General features: G+C 59.6%; 17 protein-coding genes and 1 tRNA gene. 7 read left to right on the top strand and 11 right to left on the bottom strand.

The features are described 5' to 3' along the window. Positions 1-26 precede the first annotated feature (26 nt). Positions 27-947 (bottom strand): T9SS type A sorting domain-containing protein, encoded by a 921-nt coding sequence (locus tag ACYVGC_RS24020; RefSeq protein WP_460586386.1) that lies wholly within the window; start codon positions 945-947, stop codon positions 27-29. A gap of 116 nt (positions 948-1063) precedes the next feature. Next, on the bottom strand, positions 1064-2263 hold the full coding sequence (locus ACYVGC_RS24015) for an esterase/lipase family protein (protein ID WP_460586385.1): 1200 nt from the start codon (positions 2261-2263) through the stop codon (positions 1064-1066). Positions 2264-2342: 79 nt separating this feature from the next. On the opposite strand from ACYVGC_RS24015, the gene ACYVGC_RS24010 reads away from it, so the two are divergent. Next, positions 2343-2720 (top strand): hypothetical protein, encoded by a 378-nt coding sequence (locus ACYVGC_RS24010; protein ID WP_460586384.1) that lies wholly within the window; start codon positions 2343-2345, stop codon positions 2718-2720. Positions 2721-2788: 68 nt separating this feature from the next. On the opposite strand, the gene ACYVGC_RS24005 is transcribed toward ACYVGC_RS24010, so the two are convergent. Next, positions 2789-3418 carry a flavin reductase family protein gene (locus ACYVGC_RS24005; protein WP_460586383.1) on the bottom strand — a complete coding sequence of 210 codons (630 nt, stop codon included), beginning with the start codon at positions 3416-3418 and terminating at the stop codon, positions 2789-2791. Between the two features lie 115 nt (positions 3419-3533). Here ACYVGC_RS24005 and ACYVGC_RS24000 point away from each other — a divergent pair, with 115 nt between their 5' ends. After that, on the top strand, positions 3534-4004 hold the full coding sequence (locus tag ACYVGC_RS24000; RefSeq protein ID WP_460586382.1) for a hypothetical protein: 471 nt from the start codon (positions 3534-3536) through the stop codon (positions 4002-4004). A gap of 246 nt (positions 4005-4250) precedes the next feature. Here the strand turns inward: ACYVGC_RS24000 and ACYVGC_RS23995 are convergent, their stop codons facing one another. Together ACYVGC_RS23995 and ACYVGC_RS23990 are read right to left on the bottom strand one after the other, a co-directional pair. After that, positions 4251-5015 (bottom strand): creatininase family protein, encoded by a 765-nt coding sequence (locus ACYVGC_RS23995; RefSeq protein WP_460586381.1) that lies wholly within the window; start codon positions 5013-5015, stop codon positions 4251-4253. 48 nt (positions 5016-5063) lie between these two features. Then, the gene (locus ACYVGC_RS23990) at positions 5064-5492 is read right to left on the bottom strand and encodes a DoxX family membrane protein (protein ID WP_460586380.1); all 429 of its coding nucleotides are present in this window, start codon (positions 5490-5492) and stop codon (positions 5064-5066) included. A 182-nt stretch (positions 5493-5674) separates the two neighbouring features. Between ACYVGC_RS23990 and ACYVGC_RS23985 the strand changes: the two genes are divergently transcribed. The 3 genes from ACYVGC_RS23985 (at position 5675) to ACYVGC_RS23975 (ending at position 8615) form a co-directional block, all read left to right on the top strand. Next, a complete protein-coding gene (locus tag ACYVGC_RS23985) occupies positions 5675-6604 on the top strand; it encodes a helix-turn-helix domain-containing protein (RefSeq protein ID WP_460586379.1) in 930 nt (309 codons plus the stop codon). A gap of 108 nt (positions 6605-6712) precedes the next feature. Next, on the top strand, positions 6713-7594 hold the full coding sequence (locus ACYVGC_RS23980) for an SDR family oxidoreductase (protein WP_460586378.1): 882 nt from the start codon (positions 6713-6715) through the stop codon (positions 7592-7594). Positions 7595-7670: 76 nt separating this feature from the next. Beyond that, positions 7671-8615 (top strand): SMP-30/gluconolactonase/LRE family protein, encoded by a 945-nt coding sequence (locus ACYVGC_RS23975; RefSeq protein WP_460586377.1) that lies wholly within the window; start codon positions 7671-7673, stop codon positions 8613-8615. A 157-nt stretch (positions 8616-8772) separates the two neighbouring features. Here ACYVGC_RS23975 and ACYVGC_RS23970 read toward each other — a convergent pair whose 3' ends face one another. From ACYVGC_RS23970 to ACYVGC_RS23950, 5 genes are all read right to left on the bottom strand, one after another. Then, positions 8773-10575 carry a DUF885 domain-containing protein gene (locus tag ACYVGC_RS23970; RefSeq protein WP_460586376.1) on the bottom strand — a complete coding sequence of 601 codons (1803 nt, stop codon included), beginning with the start codon at positions 10573-10575 and terminating at the stop codon, positions 8773-8775. Positions 10576-10748: 173 nt separating this feature from the next. Then, entirely contained in the window at positions 10749-13388 is a 2640-nt protein-coding gene (gene cphA / locus ACYVGC_RS23965) for a cyanophycin synthetase (RefSeq protein WP_460586375.1), read from the bottom strand. 134 nt (positions 13389-13522) lie between these two features. Beyond that, positions 13523-13596 (bottom strand) — tRNA-Cys (locus tag ACYVGC_RS23960). Between the two features lie 111 nt (positions 13597-13707). Beyond that, positions 13708-15597 (bottom strand): 30S ribosomal protein S1, encoded by a 1890-nt coding sequence (rpsA, locus tag ACYVGC_RS23955; protein ID WP_460586374.1) that lies wholly within the window; start codon positions 15595-15597, stop codon positions 13708-13710. 168 nt (positions 15598-15765) lie between these two features. Continuing rightward, a complete protein-coding gene (locus ACYVGC_RS23950) occupies positions 15766-16410 on the bottom strand; it encodes a hypothetical protein (RefSeq protein ID WP_460586373.1) in 645 nt (214 codons plus the stop codon). Between the two features lie 159 nt (positions 16411-16569). On the opposite strand from ACYVGC_RS23950, the gene ACYVGC_RS23945 reads away from it, so the two are divergent. Then, positions 16570-16830: an AbrB/MazE/SpoVT family DNA-binding domain-containing protein gene (locus tag ACYVGC_RS23945; RefSeq protein WP_460586372.1), complete on the top strand. Its 261-nt coding sequence runs from the start codon at positions 16570-16572 to the stop codon at positions 16828-16830. Then, positions 16818-17153, top strand: a complete 336-nt coding sequence (locus tag ACYVGC_RS23940) for a type II toxin-antitoxin system PemK/MazF family toxin (protein WP_460586371.1) — start codon at positions 16818-16820, stop codon at positions 17151-17153. The genes ACYVGC_RS23945 and ACYVGC_RS23940 overlap by 13 nt, the downstream gene beginning before the upstream one ends. On the opposite strand, the gene ACYVGC_RS23935 is transcribed toward ACYVGC_RS23940, so the two are convergent. Then, a partial coding sequence (locus tag ACYVGC_RS23935) for a putative toxin-antitoxin system toxin component, PIN family (RefSeq protein ID WP_460586370.1) occupies positions 17150-17627 on the bottom strand: 478 nt, incomplete at its 5' end. The two genes, ACYVGC_RS23940 and ACYVGC_RS23935, sit on opposite strands and share 4 nt — an antisense overlap.

Genomic DNA, 17627 nt, shown 5'->3' with positions numbered 1-17627 from the left:
AGGAAGCGAATAGAAAAAAGGCCAGCCTATTTCACCACCAGCTGCCGTACTAGTTTGCCCTGCTTGGAATCGACCTGCAACAGGTAAATGCCAGTTGATAAGTTACTTAAGTCAATATCGCGCACCGGGCTGGGCACCGCCAGCGCGGGCTGCTGCGCCACCACGCGGCCCGTGAGGTCGAGCACCGCGTAGGGGGCCGAGGCCAGGGCGGGCTGGTCGGGCGCGTTGAGGCGGAAGCGGCCGGCCGGGCTGGGGTTGGGCGACACCGTGAGCTGGGCCTGAAACTCGGCATCGGCCCGCGTGGCTAGCGCCGGGTTGCTGAGCGTGATATCGTCAATCAGCAGCGAGGCCCCTATCGTGATTCTTCTGGCTATGCAGGAGTCGAAGTAGATGCGAATAGAATCAGGCGACCCGCTGGACCCATAAGTAATCGGTACCGACATCTGCACATAGCCGCTGGTAGTAGGGGCTAGCAGGGTTGCGCCTTGGCCCACTAACAGCGGCCCCGTACTGGTGGTGCGGGTTAGAATTACCGAAGCAAAGGCCGAGTCGGATGCCGGGCCATTGTACTTGTAGTAAAACTGCATTTGAGCGGGCCGGGTGGTATAGGGTAACCCCCCGAGCAGGTTGTAGTCGAAGCGGGAGCCCAGAAACAGCGACCCTGAGAAGCCATAATTGCCAATGGCCACGTTGGTTAGGTTGGCCGCATAAGGTGAACTGTGCGCGTCGCTCGACTTCAGAACGGTGCCTGTGTTAGTACGAGGTGAACTGTTGACAATCGACAAATAATCGTCGGTCGTCAGCCAGCCAGCCGGGGCTTCAATGCCCGCGCGCACCGCCCAGGTGTCGAGCGTATTGTTGGGTACGCTTTGGGCTGCGGCCGTGGTAGCCGCCAGCAGTGGGGCAACCAGCCAGGCGGAGCAGGTGTAGTAAAAAGATTTTTTCATACGAAAGCTGCGAAAAGTGGAAAAGGTAAAATAGTATTTTCAAGTAGAGGAGCCTAAAGCTAGCTGCATGATTAGCCCAAGCGGTTGCGCTAAGAAGCTGGTTGGCTGCGCCGCGCCTATACCCACTGCCTAAGGTATTGATAAACGGCTGAATTACGCAGTAGCCCGCTGTGGTGCTGCTCGCCAAAGCGGGCGGTGCGCACGGCGGTGCCGGGTGGCAGCTCCGTTTCGTCGGCAAAAAGCTGGCCCCGGCCGCTGGCCGCGCCCACTAGCCCATCGCCAAAATACTCGCGCAGCACCTGGGGCCGGCTGGCGCGCAGCCAGTCGCCCACCAGCACGTGGTAGCGCACGCCGGGCAGCAGCGGCACCACGGTGCGGGGCCGGGGTAGGGCGGGGTCGTCGGGCTGCTGCCAGTCCTCATCCACCAGCAGGGCCTGGCCCAGGTCCTTGATGCCGTTGGAGCGCCGCGCAATGGCCTCACTCAGAAAGCGCGTCGGAAACAGGTTGATGCGCCGCAGCAGGCGCTCCACCAGCAGGCCGTTCTGCTCCAAGTACGAGCCCTCGTTGGGCACGCCGATGAGGAATACGCTGCGCAAATGCGCCAGCCAGGGCGCTTTCTCAGTTATCAGTGAGCAGTTATCAGTGAGCAGTTTTTTGGGTTTAGACTTCCTCTTCTGGGTGGGCCCCGACTCACTGATAACTGATAACTGATGACCTATAACTGAAGAACCGTAGTAGCCCGCCGACCGGATGATGAGCCCGCCCATGCTGTGGCCCACCAGCACCAGTTCGCCGATGGCGGCGGGGTAGGTTTCGACCAGCTCGGTAAGGAGCTGGCTGAGGGCGCGGCCGTTTTCGGAAATGTGCAGGCCCGAGTTGTAGCGCAGATATAGGGGCCGGCAGCCGGCCTCGGCGGCCAGGCGCGGGCCGTAGCGCAGGGGCTCGCCGGGCTCGTCCTGAAAGCCGGTTTGCCAGATGAGCTCATCGCCCATGAGCCCGTGCAGAAAAATGACGGTCTTTTGCTTGGCCTCGCTCAAACCCAGCTCGGCCACGGGCACGTCGTGCCCGCCCCGCCGGAAGCTCAGGGCAATGGTGCGGGCATCGTGGCGGGTGGCCAGCTGGTCGCCGAGCGCGCCATTGAGCACCGGCTGAAAAAAATGCTGATGGGCGCGCCCCGCCTGATAGAGCAAAGTGGCCCCGCGCACGGGCAGCAGCGCCGCGTGGGCCAGGGTGGTGAGGGTACGGCGCAGCATGGCGGGGGTAGGGTGGGTGAGGGGCCGCGCCCGGCGCGGCGCTTGCGTGGTATAACACGGCAACCAAAATCTGGTTGATACGTCCAACAAGTATTGGCGGCCGGGCCGCATCTTTGTAGTAGTAATCTCCCCCGCTCTCCGCATGAAAGTTTCTTTTCGCTTTGCCCTGGCTCTCTTGCTGGTAGGCAGCTCCGCCACCTTGCTCACCGCCTGCGACTACACTTCGCTCAGCCCCGGCGTAAACCTCCAGTCGCGCGAGGGCTTCAGCAACCCGCGCGGCTACACCAACGCCGACGTGAACCGCGACAGCATCAACAACAAACAGACCGTGACCAAGCCCATCGGTAAAGGCTCGGCCACGGCTATCAAGAACGGTACCGCCCAGGACAAGCTTGACTCGGCCCCGGCCGGCGACAACGCTACCTCGCCCCAAACCGCCAGCGGCAAAATGGGCTCCACGGACCAGAACCAGCCCAACAAAGACAGCAAAACCAGCAAAGACAAGTCGGGCAGCATGTAGCCCGCTTCAACTCAACGCAAAATGCCCGCTAACAAGCTGTTAGCGGGCATTTTGCGTTGAGAAAAAACTTACTCCGGCTGCGGAAACTGCCCCGGCCGGGCGTAGCCGTAGCGCACGGGCGGCAGCACCTCGTGGTAGCCATCGAGGCCCGAGATGGCGGCCTCGCCCAGCGCGGCCAGGTCGAGGGTACCGTCGGGGCGCAGGGCCTCGGGGCGTAGGTACACGTGCTCCACGGTGCCCACCAGCAGCACGGTGCCGTTGAAGATGGCGTGCTCCTCGCGCAGCCGCAGCCCAATGCTGAGGGGGCTTTCGGCCACGTAGGGCGCCGGGAAGCCGTCGCGGAACTCGGCCGTAAAGCCGCAGGCCTCAAACTCCGACACGTCCTCAAAATTGGCCGAGGTGTAGTGGGCCTGCGCGGCCAGGCTCAGGGGCACGTGGTTGAGGGTGTAGCAACCGCCGTTATCCTTGATATTCTGGTAGGTATGGCGCGGCACGGTGGTGGGGCGCGTCACCATGCCCAGCACGGCCGGGTCGGAGCCCAGGTGCAGCACCGAGCTGAAAATGGCCAGGTTGGTGCGGCCATCGGGTGCGGCCGTGCCCACCAAGTTGGCCGGCTTGAAGCCCGGCAGGCCATTGACGAAGTTGAGGCGGTATACTTTTTCGAACGCCGAGATGTCGGCCGCGGTGAGGTGCTGCATGGGGGAGAAAATATGCTGAGAAGTAGCAAGGCTACGACCAGGCAAGCTTGCCAATTGTTTGCGGCGCAGGCTGCGCCGGTTCGCTAGTATCCGGCACCGGCTATTTTTGGGCGCAATGTCCTGCTCCTGCTCCCACTACGCCCCGCTCACCCTCACGCGGCCCAGCATCACGAAGCGAATAAAAGCCACTAAAAATTTGCTGGGCACCTTACAGCTACTCGCTGAGGATGAGCATACTGCACTGAAGCTGCTGGCTTGCCCGCACTGCGGGCAGTATTGGCAAACCGGCCGCGAATGGAATTTTGGTCACCGCGAGTACGCATTTCAGGTGCCCGTAATCACGGTGGCTGAGTGGCTGGCGCAACCCTACACCCAGCCGGCCGCCTGGCTTATTTACGGAGCCGTGATGGGAGATTACCTGGCTGAAAACACCTTCGCGCCTGGAGCCGCGCCGTGCCGGGTAGCCGGTTGCCAGCGGCTGGCCAGCCAGGGCATGAGCCTCTGTAAAGAGCACCATATCGGGCAGTTGCAGCAATTCGGCATACTGCCCAAGCGGCCAAATGGCCGGCTGTTTGCACCCTACTAGTTCCGCGCGTGCGCGTGGGGTCCAGCGGCTGGCTGCGGAGCACAATAAAGACAGTTACCCAGGTAATGGGAGGCCGCGAGCTTGCACTTATTGTCCGGTTGGCGGCGGCTTTGGGCAACGAGTCAGTTAGCGGCCAGCGAATATCTGGTACTGAGCGAAGCCCTGCGCCATCCGCATCGCAGCGCTCACCAACAAATAAAGAGCGGCCTGCAAAGGCTGTGCTACCGGCTGCCAAAAAGGTTGAATTTATTCGTACAAATCGCGCGGGTCGGCCGCGGCCAGCTCCACCAAAAACTGCCCCAACTGCTGGGTAACCGCTTGCAGAAACGCCGCGCCCTTGGCGGCGGTGGCGGCGGCCGGGTTGCCCACGCCGGTGTCGGCGCTCACCTGGCTCCACTCGCGCTGGGCCCAGGCCCACTCGCGCAGCGCCCGAATGCGAAACTGCTTGCTGGCCCCCGCGCCCGCTTCGGCCAGGGGCCGCACCAGGTCGGGGGCAATGTGCAGCATCATGCTGGTTTCCATCTCGTCGGCGTGGTCGCCGGGCGCGTCAAAAAACTGGCTGCGGTCCACGATGCGGAAAAGCGTAGCGGTGCTGAGAAATACGCCCGGAAACTCCACTTGCAGCTCGCGCAGCATCTGCCGGAAGTCGTTGCCGCCGTGGCCGTTCAGCACCAGCAGCTTCGGGATGCCCTGGCGAGCCAGCACTCGCACCAGGTCGCGCAGCACGGCCAACTGGGTGCTGGGCATCAGATTCATATCGAGGGTAATGTCGAGCTGGCCGGTGTTCACGCCAAACGGGATGGTGGGCAGCACCACCACTTTCGCGCCCTGCTCCCAGGCCAGGCGCGCCGCCTCGGCGGCCACGTAGTCACACTGAATAGTGTCGGTGCCGTAGGGCAGGTGGTAGTTGTGGGCCTCGGTGGCCCCCCAGGGCAAAACCACCACCTCAAAGGCGGCGTCTTTCACGGCCTGCCAGGTGGTTTCGGCCAAAATGTAGGGGCGAGTGGACATAAGCTATTGATTTTTAATTGGTTAGATATAGACTGTTAATGCCATAACTCACTGATTAGGCGTGTGTTGCGGGGCCTGCACCGCCAGCGGGTCGAGGCACAGGCGGTTACGCTGCAAGTGGAGCACCAGCGTGATAATGTAGAGGCCGTACACCAGCTGGTCGCCCACCAAATTCCACTTTTCCAGCAAGCTGCTGCCAAATACTAAGCTCATTATCAGTAGCATAGCTGCCACCAGCGCCGGGCGCGTCCACAAGCCCAGCAGCAGCAGCAACCCCACGCTGCCTTCCACAAAGGGCAGGGCCGTGGCGTAGGCGCTCACCAGGCCCACCGGCAGCGGCGCAGCCGCAAACTCCTTGAGAATACCCGCCCGGAACACGTCTAGCTTCGGAATGCGTACCAGCCCGTGCATCAAAAAGTTGAGGCCCAGTAGCAGGCGGCCCAGCACAAAGGCTAATTCGAAATTATTGAGTTTCATACAAATAGAAAAGGCCGGATGATGACTTGACCTTACGCACACTTGGGCAGTGGGTTGGGTGGAGGCCAGCGAGTTGGCTTGGGGATGCTGAGTACCAGGAGCAATGCGCCGGGCCACTCACTGATAGGATACTAGCTGACAGCATACGGGCGACTTACCTTTGATTTTTACAGCTTACTGTTATGAAGTCTTCCCCGCTCGAAGAACTGTATACCAAGCTAGCCCCCGTAGCCAGTGCCGCTGCTGAGGCCTTGCTAGCGCCCGACCGGCCGCGCGAAATCGGGCTCTTCAACGTCTTCAACGTGGCGGACCTGATGCTCGACTACCGCAACCGGCCCCCCATGACCTTCGACCGGCGGGCGTTCTACAAAATTAGCCTGATTCGCGGGCGCAGCCGCATCGAGTACGCCGACCAGGGCGTGGAGGTAGCCGGCAACAACCTGTGGTTTGCCTCGCACCGCGTGCCCTACCGCTGGCTGCCGCACAACCAGGAGCAGGTGGGCTACTTCTGCGTGTTCACCGACGAGTTTTTGCTGCCCGTCAGCGGCGGAATGGTGCTGCACGAATTGCCGGTTTTTCAGCCGGGTAGTTGCCCGATAGTACCGCTAACCGACGACGAATATGCAGCTATCGAGCTGATATTTAAGAAGATGACTCAGGAAATAGCGTCCGGCTATGCGTATAAGTATGACCTGTTGCGCGCCTACTTGCTGGAGTTGATTCACCGGGGGCAGAAACTCCAGCCCGCCCCGGCCCTGGCGCCCGCTCACTCGGCGGCGGCCCGGCTGGCGGGCCTGTTTGCTGAGCTGCTGGAGCGGCAGTTTCCCCTCGAAACCCCGCAGCAGCAACTGCGCCTGCGCACCGCCACCGACTACGCCAGCCACCTGGCCGTGCACGTCAACCACCTCAACCGGGTGCTGAAGGAAACCACCGGCCACACCACCACCGCCCTCCTCAGCGGCCGGGTAACCCAGGAGGCCAAGATGCTGCTCAAGCAGACCAGTTGGACCGTTTCGGAAATTGCCGACAGCCTGGGCTTTGCCGACGTGGCGCACTTCTGCAACTTCTTCAAGCGCCAAACAGGGCTTGTGCCGGGCGCTTTTCGGGTGTAAAGTGATTGTTTGAATTATGCAGTAGATGGTTTGGCGCGCACAGCCCGGCCGCCGCCCGCCCGCCAGACCTTTGTGGCGTACTCACTTACTTAGTAAAGCACTTACCACATGCGGGTTTTCGTCACCGGCGCTACGGGCTTCATCGGCTCCGCCATCGTTCAAGAATTACTCGGCGCGGGCCACCAGGTGCTCGGCCTGACCCGCTCGGCGGCCGGCGCCCTGGCCCTGGCCGCCGCCGGAGCCGAGGCACACCATGGCTCGCTCGATGACCTCGACAGCCTACGCCGCGGGGCAGCTGCCACCGATGGTGTCATTCACACCGCCTACGGCCACGATTTCTCCGCCTACGAGGCCGCGGGCCAGGCCGATAAGCTGGCCATTGAGGCGCTCGGCGGTGCGTTGGCCGGCTCGGGCCGCCCCTTGGTAGTTACGGCCGGGCTGGCGGGTTTGGCCACCGGTCGCCTCGGTACCGAAGAAGATGTGCCTGGTCCCTCGCCCCGCCTGTCGGAGCCGGCCGCGCTGGCGCTGGTAGCGCAGGGCGTGCGGGCGTCGGTGGTGCGCTTGGCGGCCTCCGTGCACGACCACGGCGACTATGGCTTCGTGCCAACGCTCATCAACATTGCCCGCCAAAAGGGCGTGGCGGCCTACGTAGGGGAGGGGCTAAACCGTTGGCCCGCCGTGCATCGGCTCGATGCGGCCCGCCTTTTCCGGCTGGCGCTGGAGCAGGGTGCGGCCGGGGGCCGCTACCACGGCGTGGCCGACGAAGGCTTGCCCCTGCGCGACATTGCCGCCATCATTGGCCGGCATTTGAACTTACCAGTTGTTTCCAAATCACCTGAGGAGGCCGCCGACCATTTTGGCTGGATGGCCCGCTTCGTGGGCATGGATATGCCGGCCACCAGTGCCCGCACCCAGCAGCAGCTGGGCTGGCTCCCCAGCCAGCCATCGCTCCTCGCCGACCTAGAGCAAGGCAGCTATTTCGCGAGCTGATGCCCGGCGCAGCGCGGCCGGTCGCTTAGCCGTATAGCTTGGAGTAGGGAGCCAGTTACCTTCCTTTACCTCGCTTATGAATAGAATTGTTGTTCGTTATCAGGGCTTTGCAGTTGCATTGGCCGCTGGTCTGCTCCTGGCTGGGACAGCGGCTGCCCAGGTGGCTGCCCCGCCCAATCCGCCCACGGCGGCCGGGCAGGCGCTGTTTGCCGGCTCGCTCACGCCGCAGCTGGTGGCCAAGCAGTTTGCCTTCACCGAGGGCCCGGCCGTGGACCGCCAGGGCAACATCTACTTCACCGACCAGCCCAACGACAAAATCTGGAAGTATGGCCTCGACGGGAAGCTCAGCGTTTTCCTAAGTCCCGCTGGCCGCTCCAACGGGCTGTATTTTGACAAGCAAGGCAACCTCATTGCCTGCGCCGATGGCCAAAATCAGCTCTGGTCCATCAGCCCCAGTGGTAAAAAGAAAGTGCTGGTAGCCCAGGTACAGGGCCAGCGCCTTAATGGCCCCAACGACGTGTGGGTCAGCTCCAAAGGTGGCCTTTACTTCACCGACCCCTACTACAAGCGCGACTACTGGGCCGACCAAAGCCGCACGCCCATCGGCCAGTACGTATACTACCTGGCCCCCGGCGCGCCGCAGCCCGTAGCCGTCGAAACCACCCTGCGCAAGCCCAACGGCCTCATCGGCACGCCCGACGGCCGCATGCTCTACGTGGCTGATATCGACGGTAATAAAACCTACCGCTACCGCCTCGGCCCCAAAGGTGAACTACTTGACGAGCAGCTTTTTGTGGAACAGGGTTCCGATGGCATGACCCTCGACGAGCAAGGCAACGTGTACCTCACCGGTCAGGGCGTCACCATCTACAACCCCGCCGGCGAGCGCATCGCTCACCTCGACGTGCCCGCCGCCTGGACGGCCAACCTCTGCTTCGGCGGCAAGGATATGCGCACGCTGTTCATCACCGCCTCAGAGGCCGTATTTACGGTGCCCATGCGCGTGCGCGGAGTTCGGTAAAGAGTTTACAATCAAGAATTAATAAAACAGAACGTCATGCTGAACGCAGTGAAGCATCTCTACCGCGCCGCTAGGGTTACTAACCTAACGGCGCGGTAGAGATGCTTCACTGCGTTCAGCATGACGTTCTGTTTTAGCAGCTGTGGCTGCTTACAAGCTACTTCTGCGTAGCCGCCCAAGCGTCCATCTTCTTCTCCAGCACGGCCAGCGGCATCACACCATCTTTCAGTAGCTCATCGTGGAAGTCGCTGAGCTTAAATTTACTACCCAGCTCCTTTTCGTAGCGCGTGCGCAGTTCCCGGATTTTAAGTGCCCCGGTCTTATAGCTTAGCGCCTGGCCCGGAATGGCCATGTAGCGCTCAATTTCGGCCGTGGCCCCATCCTCGCTGATGGGCTCCTGCGCCATCATGTAGGTGATGGCCTCCTCGCGGGTCATGCTGCGCGAGTGCAGGCCGGTGTCCACCACCAGGCGCACCGCCCGGTGCATCTCGTCGCCGAGCGCGCCCATGTACTGGTAGGGGTCGGTATACAGCCCCAGCTCTTTGCCCAGGCTTTCACAGTACAGCGCCCAGCCCTCGCCCATAGCCCCGTACCAGGCAAACTGCCGGAACTTCGGCAGGCCCTGATTTTCCTGCTGCAACGACGTCTGGTAGTGGTGCCCCGGAATGGCCTCGTGCAGAAACAGCGATTCCATACCCGACGTGGTATTAAACGTGGTGGCATCCACAATCGGAATGTAAAAAATACCCGGCCGCGTGCCATCCGGTGAGCCCGAGTTATACTCGGCCGAAGCCGAAGCGGCGCGGAAGGCCTCCGTCTGCCGAATCTCGAACGGCGTTTTGGGCGTGCGCCCAAACATTTTTTTCAGGTTGGGGTCGATAGTCGCCTGAATCTTGCGGAACGCGTCCAGCACCTCCGTGGCCGACTTATAGGGCATGAATTTCTTGTCCGTTTTCAGGTACTGGAAAAACGCCGGCAGGTCGCCCTTGAAACCCACCTGGGTCTTCACCTTCTCCATTTCCCCCTTGATGCGGGCCACCTCCGCGAGGCCAGTCTGATAGATTTCGGCGGGCGTTTTACTCGTGGTCGTCCAGTAAGCGACGTCGTAAGTATACATGGCCGGTCCGCCGGGCACGGCCGCAATCCCGCTCGTGGGGCGCGACTTAGGCAGGTACTCCGTAGCTAAAAAGTTGCCCAGCTTCTGGTAAGTCGGCACCAGCTCGGTCAGAATCGCCTTTTTATAAGCCGCCGTCAGGCGAGTTTTATCGGCTTCAGAAAAGCTTTTCGGCAGGGCCGCTATCGGCCCGTAAAACAGCGACTTAGTAGGGTCCGTAACGATGATATCTTTGCCGCGCATCTGCGGTATCATCTTCATCACCAAGGCTTTGGGTAATACCACGCCCGCCTTCATACCCCGCCGGAAGTTGCCGATGGCCGAGTCGGCCCACACCGTGTAGCCGTGCACCCGGCCCAGCCAGTTGTCGTAGTCCTGCACCGTCTTAAACGGCTGGTTGCCCGAGCCCGCGCCGTACTGCCCCAGCGTGATGGGCAGCCCCCAAAACTGCTGAAACGGCAGCATCCAGGTGTTCATCTTCAGGCCGGCCAGGCGCTGCTGCATCTCGTACTGGAAGATATCGTAGCTGATTTTGTCGTTGTCAGCCAGCGTGTTGCGGTCGTATTTCTCCAGGCGCGTCAGGTAATCCTGGTAAAACGTGCGCAGCGTGTCGCGGTAGGCCTGGGTCTGGTCGTTGGGCAGCTGGTCGTTGAAGCGGTTGTCACCCTGGCCGGTGGCCGCCAGTGGGTCAAGCCGCGACTGTTTTTCCCAGTATCGCCCAAATAGGCCGTTCAAATCCTTATTACCAGCGGCGGTGTCGGCCGCGGCCTTGTCCGACGTAGTGCCCGACTGGCAGCTGGCCAGCCCCAGCGCCGCCGCAATGGCCGCCTGCGCAAAATATTTCATTGATTAGTAAGTAGTTGTTTGATAAGCGTAGGCGGTAGTTAAAAATCGTTTGTCATGGCGAGCGCAACGTAGTGAAGCGCGGCAATCGCCCCCGAACGAAACCCTTGCGAATTGTTCAGGGGCGATTGCCGCGCTCCACTGCGTTGCGCTCGCCATGACGGGCGACCTCGGGCTTATTCGGCTTTCAGGCTAGCCTCGTACTCATCAAGCTTCTTGATAACGCCCGCAATATTCTCGGTCAGCAGCGTGATAACCGCGCCATTAGGTGCCGTGGCCAGCACGTAGTCAATGGCATCGAGCTCGTTTTCGATGTACGTCACGGGCAGCTCAGGCTTGTCGAGCCGCAGGCCGCGCGTCATTATCTCTTGCAGAAACTCGGCCGACTTGCCGCGCAAATCGCGGTCTTGCCGTAGCACTACCTCGTCGAAGATGCGACCCGCAATGCGCGAGAAACCCAGCGTATCCTCGTCGCGGCGGTCGCCCAGGCCCGATACCACGCCAATTTTGTGGGTAGCCGTAGTGGCGTCCATAAACTCAGCGTACTTGGTAATGCCCGCCGTGTTGTGGGCGTAGTCCACAATCACTTCGAAGCGCGGAAACTTGTACACGTTCATGCGGCCCGGCGTTTTGGTAGCCGAGGGCACGAAGGTGCGGAACGCCGTTTTGATGGTGTCTTTGTCGAAGCCCGCCAGGTAGCCGGCCAGCGCGGCTGCCAGCGCATTCTCAATGTTGAAGCCCGCCCGGCCCCCGAACGTAACCGGAAACTCAGCCGCCCGGTCGATGCGCAGCTTGTACGAGTTCTTGTAAATGGTGATGTAGCCTTCCTCGTACACCGCTGCCACCCCACCGGCTTCTACATGCTCCTGAATGCGCGGATTATGCTCATTCATAGAAAAATAAGCCACTTTACAGTCGAGGTTGCGACCCATCTCGTACACCAAATCGTCGTCGGCGTTGAGCACTGCCCAGCCGTGTTTCTGCACCGTGCGGGGCAGCACCCCCTTCACGGCGGCCATCTCCTCCACGGTGTAAATGTCGCGCATGCCCAGGTGGTCGGCCGCCACGTTGGTTACCACCGCAATGTCGCAGGTATGAAAGCCCAGGCCCGAGCGCAGCATGCCGCCGCGCGCCGTTTCAAGCACCGCGTAGTTCACGGTGGGGTCGCGCAGCACAAACTCGGCACTCTGCCCGCCCGTACAGTCGCCCTTTTGCAACTGAACTCCTTGAATGTAAATGCCATCAGTGGTGGTAAAGCCCACCTTATAGCCAATGCTGCTTACCAGGTGCGCAATGAGGCGCGTGGTAGTCGTCTTGCCGTTGGTGCCCGTGACGGCGATAATTGGAATGCGGGCCGTGCTGCCTGCCGGAAATAGCATGTCGATAACCGGCGCGGCCACGTTGCGGGCCAGTCCCTCGGTAGGCGCAATGTGCATTCGGAAGCCGGGGGCCGCATTTACTTCAATCACCGCCCCGCGCGTCTCGTTCAGCGGAATGGCGATGTCGCTGGTTAGCATATCGATACCGCAGATATCGAGGCCCACGATGCCGGCCACGCGCTCGGCCAGCAGCAGGTTGTAGGGGTGAATGAGGTCGGTCACGTCGGTGGCCGTGCCGCCCGTGCTGATGTTGGCAGTGCTCTTAAGGTAGAGTGTTTCGCCGGCCGGCAGCACCGACTCCAGGCTTAGGTCCTGGCCCTTCAAAATGTCCAGCGTGTGCTGGTCGGCCTTGATGGAGGTGAGCACTTTCTCGTGGCCCACGCCCCGGCGCGGGTCCTCGTTTACTTTGTCAATGAGCTGTTGAATAGTTAGTTGGCCATCGCCCATTACGGCGGCGGGCGTGCGGCGGGCCGCCGCGATGAGCTTACCGTTCACCACGAGCAGGCGGTGGTCGTCGCCCTCCACAAACTGCTCCACAATGACAGCCCGCGAGTACTCCTTGGCGAATTTCAGGCCCTCCACGGCATCTTCCCAGTTCATGATGCGGATGGTGGCTCCCTTGCCGTGGTTGCCGTCGAGCGGCTTGGTCACGATGGGGAAGCCCAGTTCCTCAATCGCGTCGCGCAGGCCGTCTTCCGAATACACGGTAGTACCCTGCGGCACCGGTACGCCACCATCGGCCAGCATGGCCTTCGTACGGTTCTTATTACCAGCCACTTCCACACCCGCGTGCGAGGTGAGGTTGGTGGTAGTAGCCCAAATGCGGCGCTGGTTCACACCGTAGCCGAGCTGGATGATGTTGCTGTTTTTCAGCTGGATATACGGGATGTTGCGCGAGGCCGCCTCCGCCACAATGCTCCAGGTGCTGGGCCCAAAAAACTCCTCCTCCCGGATGTCGTGCAGCTCGTCAATTACGGGCTTGAGGGTAAACTCCTCGCCCTTGCACAGGGCCTCTACCAGCTCCACAGCGGCCTGGGCGGCGTAGCGCCCGGCGCGTTCTTCCTGGTAGGCAAACACTACGTACTCCACGCCCTCTTCGCGGGCCGGGTAGCTCTTGCCCCAAAACACCGGCATGCCGGCCTGGCGCTGCAACTCCAGCGCCACGTGCTGGATTACGTGGCCCAGCGGCTCCCCATCGGCCAATTGCCCTTGCGTGAGCGGCGGGTGCTTGGCCAGCTGCTTGTTGGTAGGGCGATTTTGGCAGTGCGGCTGCCCAATGCTGGGGAGCAGCGCGGTTAGCCGCTCGCCAAACCCGTCGAGGGTGTTGCTCCACTCGCCGGCAAACTCCTGTAAATCAACTTTGCATACAATCAGTCGGTAGTGCTTCACCGACCAGTAGCTCGGCCCGCGCATGGTGCGGAGGTCAATAATCTTCATATAGTCAAAACAAGGATAAGCCGCTGGCCCCGCCAGCGATACGGCAATGTAGGCAGCGCCGGGCTTACTTCCCGTTTTTGAGCCTATTGACCACGAAAAAGCCCCCGCGCTTCAAAAAGAAGCAGCGGGGGCTTTGGAGGTAACGGGCGGATTCGAACCGCCGTAGGAGGTTTTGCAGACCTCTACCTAGCCGCTCGGTCACGTTACCGGCTTGGGGGCACAAAGGTACGCCAAAAGACTACACCACCAAATCTAACGCGCACAAAAAAGCCCCAACCTTGCGGTTGGGGCTTCCTTTTGTTACCCTACTGGGGTTGCACTAGGCAATCTCAGCGTTGTCGGGCGATGGGCCAGCGGCGGGCACATCTGCATCGGCACGGGCTTTCAGCTTGTCTTCGCCAGCTTGGCGTTCGGCGCCAGCAAGCTGGTCGCGCAGGGCGCTGAGGGCGTCGAGGTCGCCGAGGGTGTTCTTGTCGGCCGGCTTCTTGAGGTCGCTCAGTTTGCCTTCACCCTGGCTCTGGCCAGCGTTGGGCGACTTCTTCGCGAACTTCGAGTTGGTCGTCTTGTTGCTTTCATCCTCTTTGTTGTACACCGCAGTGTGCGAAAGCACGATGCGACGGTCATCTTTCGAGAACTCCGTAACGCGGAAGTCTAACTGCTCGCCGTTTTCGGCGTTCGAGCCATCTTCCTTCACCAAGCCTTTGGGGTAAGCGAAGCCCTCGATGCCGTACGGCAATTCGAGTACTGCGCCACGGTCCGACTTCTCGGTGATGGTAGCCTTGTGTACCGAGCCAGTGGTGAACACCGTCTGGAAGGTATCCCAGGGGTTTTCCTCCAGTTGCTTCACACCTAGGGCGAGGCGACGGGCCGACATATCCAACTCGAGTACTACTACGTCGAGTTTGTCGCCCACTTTCACCACTTCCGAAGGGTGCTTCACTTTCTTGGTCCACGACAGGTCCGATACGTGCACGAGGCCGTCCACACCTTCTTCCAGTTCTACGAACAGGCCGAAGTTGGTCAGGTTGCGCACGGCACCGCTGTGCTTGGTGCCTACGGCAAACTTCTCGGCGAAGTCGCTACGGGTCCACGGGTCCTCGGTCAGTTGCTTGATACCCAGGCTCATCTTGCGGTCTTCACGGTCGAGGGTCAGTACAACTGCCTCCACAATGTCGCCCTGCTTGATGAAGTCCTGCGGGTTGCGCAGGTGCTGGCTCCAGCTCATTTCCGATACGTGAATCAGGCCTTCAACGCCCGGTACCACTTCCATGAATGCGCCGTAGTCGGCTACGTTCACGATGCGGCCCTGTACACGCGAGCCAGGACCGAGGTCGGCGGGCAGCGAGTCCCATGGGTGAGGCGTCAGCTGCTTCAGGCCCAGCGAGATACGCTTCTTGGCCTCGTCGAAGTCCAACACAACCACGTTGAGTTTCTGGTCGAGCTGCAGTGCTTCGCTCGGGTGAGCGATGCGGCCCCACGAAATGTCCGTGATGTGCAGCAGACCATCGACACCGCCGAGGTCGATGAACACGCCGAAGTTGGTCATGTTCTTGATGTTGCCTTCCAGAATCTGACCTTTTTCGAGGTTGTTCAGGATGGCTTCGCGCTGCTGCTCCAAGTCCTTCTCAATCAGGACTTTGTGCGAAACAACTACGTTATCGAAAGCAGCGTTGATTTTCACGACTTTCACTTCCATGCGGCGACCAACATAAATGTCGAAGTCGCGGATAGGCTTCACGTCGATTTGCGAGCCGGGGAGGAAGGCTTCTACGCCATCCATCTCCATGATGAGGCCGCCTTTGGTGCGGCGCTTCACCACACCTTCCAGCACGGTATCATTCTCCAGGGCCGCGTAAATCGCGTTCCAGGCCTGCTTGATTTTAGCCTTCTTACGGCTCAGGATGAGCTGGCCGTTGGCATCCTCCTGGTCTTCGATGAACACGTCCACCTCGTCACCAACTTTGAGGTCGGGCAGGTCACGGAATTCGCTCAGGGGCACGAGGCCGTCCGATTTGAAGCCAATATTGAGGATAACATCGCGGTCGGTCATGCCTACCACGGTGCCTTTAATTACCTCTTCCTCCTGAACGGTGGTAAGGGTGTCGCCGTACATTTTTTCCAGCTCGGCGCGCTGCTCAGCGTTGTAATTACCGCCAAAACCACTGGCATCGACATTGTCCCAGTCGAAATCGTCAACCATTTCTGCCATTTTGTAGCGGGTTCCTAAACTACTGAACGCCACCGCCGGAACCCAGGGCGGAGCGCATTTTGGGTTGGTTCCGAGAGCGTAAGCTCCCGACCTGCCGCCTTGACAGGGCCGCAAAGGTACGGATTTTCAGGCGGTTTAGCAAGGTACAATAGGCGATGTATTTTACCTTCAACGAGGAGACATCATGTCGAGACACTCTTGTGCGAAAAGCTTCGCTTCAGCTTTTAAAAGGTGCTGAATTGGAATGTTTAAATTAGCATCTTTAATGGTGATTATTTCTTTTTGCAAAGAAATTAAGTCACTATCATGTAACTCATAAATGCTCTCGTAAGAAATTTGAAAAAGTCTAATATATCCTCGCCACTTGTAATTGTCTAACTCACCGTCTCTTATATAATCAGGTTCTATTTCAAGCCAATCGCTTAATGTGTAACCAAGATAATCTGTTCGACGACCGTCGTCAGTTGGGGTCAGCAAGCGAACTTTCCAGGGGCGAGTAAGCTCAGTAAGGGCTTTATAATTGCTATTGTAACTAGAAGCAGTAACCAAATCACCCACTTTCATGCCTTCTGGTCTTTTAGACAAGTCTAATCTAAATGAGAATCTGTAATCGAGATTATCTAATTTGTGGGGTGCTGCATGAGGCAACATTTTATCTAGCTCCGTGGCATTCTCTTTTCTCTTAGCTAAAAACTCTTCTACGTGAATTACTTTTCTGAAGTACTTTCCAGTAAAATGTGTCTTCTCCATTATTGTAACATTTGATGAAGAAGTTTTACCCGTAAGATTAGCAACGAAGTTCTTAAAGCTCATTATTACTGTATCTGTTTGAGGTGAGAGTTAAACTTAATAAAGATGCTTCAAAAACCGGTTGCTAACGCCTGAAATGCTCCTAACTTATACCCCGCGTGCTTATTTGTAGCCCAGGGGAAAGCTTAACAAGTGTAATTACTTTGTGCGTACATTCGTGCTATGCACACCCGAATTATCCGCGTTGGCAACTCCCAAGGCATCGTCCTGCCCAAGAAGCTACTGCAACAGTACCACTTGGCCGGCGAAGTGGACCTGCGCCCCACGCCCGAGGGCCTGCTTATCACGCAAGTGGCCAAGCCCGCCCGCCAAGATTGGGAAGCCCAAATGCAAGCGGCCCTAGCCGCAGGGCAAGCACCGGAAGGCGAACTACTGGAAGGCTTCGCCGATACCGATTTTGAGGAAACTGAATGGCAGTGGTAGCCGCGCCCCAACGCTTTGAGGTGTGGCTAGTGAACCTCGACCCCACGCAGGGTAGCGAAATCAATAAGACCCGGCCGTGCGTGGTCATCTCGCCCGATGAGCTGAACCGCTACCTGCGCACTGTCACGATTGCGGCGCTCACGAGCAGCCAGCGGGCGTATCCGTCGCGGGTCGATTGCGAGTTTCAGGGTAAGGTTGGGCAAGTGGCGCTCGACCGTGTCCGGTCGGTTGATAAAATGCGGCTGGTGCGTAAGCTGGGCGTACTGGAGGCTACAACGGCGCAGGAGGTATGCGACAAGCTACTGGAATTGTTTCAGTACTAGCTGGTTAAATTGCTGGCCAGCACCGCCAGAAACTCCGCCGCCGACATTACCCGCACCTGCGGAAAGCCAGCTGTTGCAAGCTCACCAAAATGCCGGTCGTTACTGACCAAGTAGTCAGCTTGACCAGCTACGTAGGCATCCACGAATTTCTGGTCGTCGGGGTCAAGAAAAGGCAAGCGCCAATTATAGCGAACCTCGTGGCGGCTCACGTTGCGCAGGTTTCCTAAGGCTTCCAGTAGGTTTTGAGCCAGGGCCGGGGTAGTGCGCTGGGCTACTATCTCTTCGTATTCCAACAAGATGCTGGTGCTGACGACCAGTGTAAGTCGCTGACGCAGAATAGCATCAAAAAGTGGCCTGTTCGGCGTGTGGTGTCCGATACTGGTCAGCAGTACATTGGTGAGGTGGTCGGGTAAAAATGGACACGGCGAAAGTAACTTTCCCTTGTCATGGAAGCAGAAAAACCAGCTAGTAAAC

The sequence above is a fragment of the Hymenobacter arcticus genome, assembly GCF_054779975.1.
Note: the sequence above shows the minus strand (reverse complement) of the source record. Positions and strands in the feature narration are given on the sequence as shown.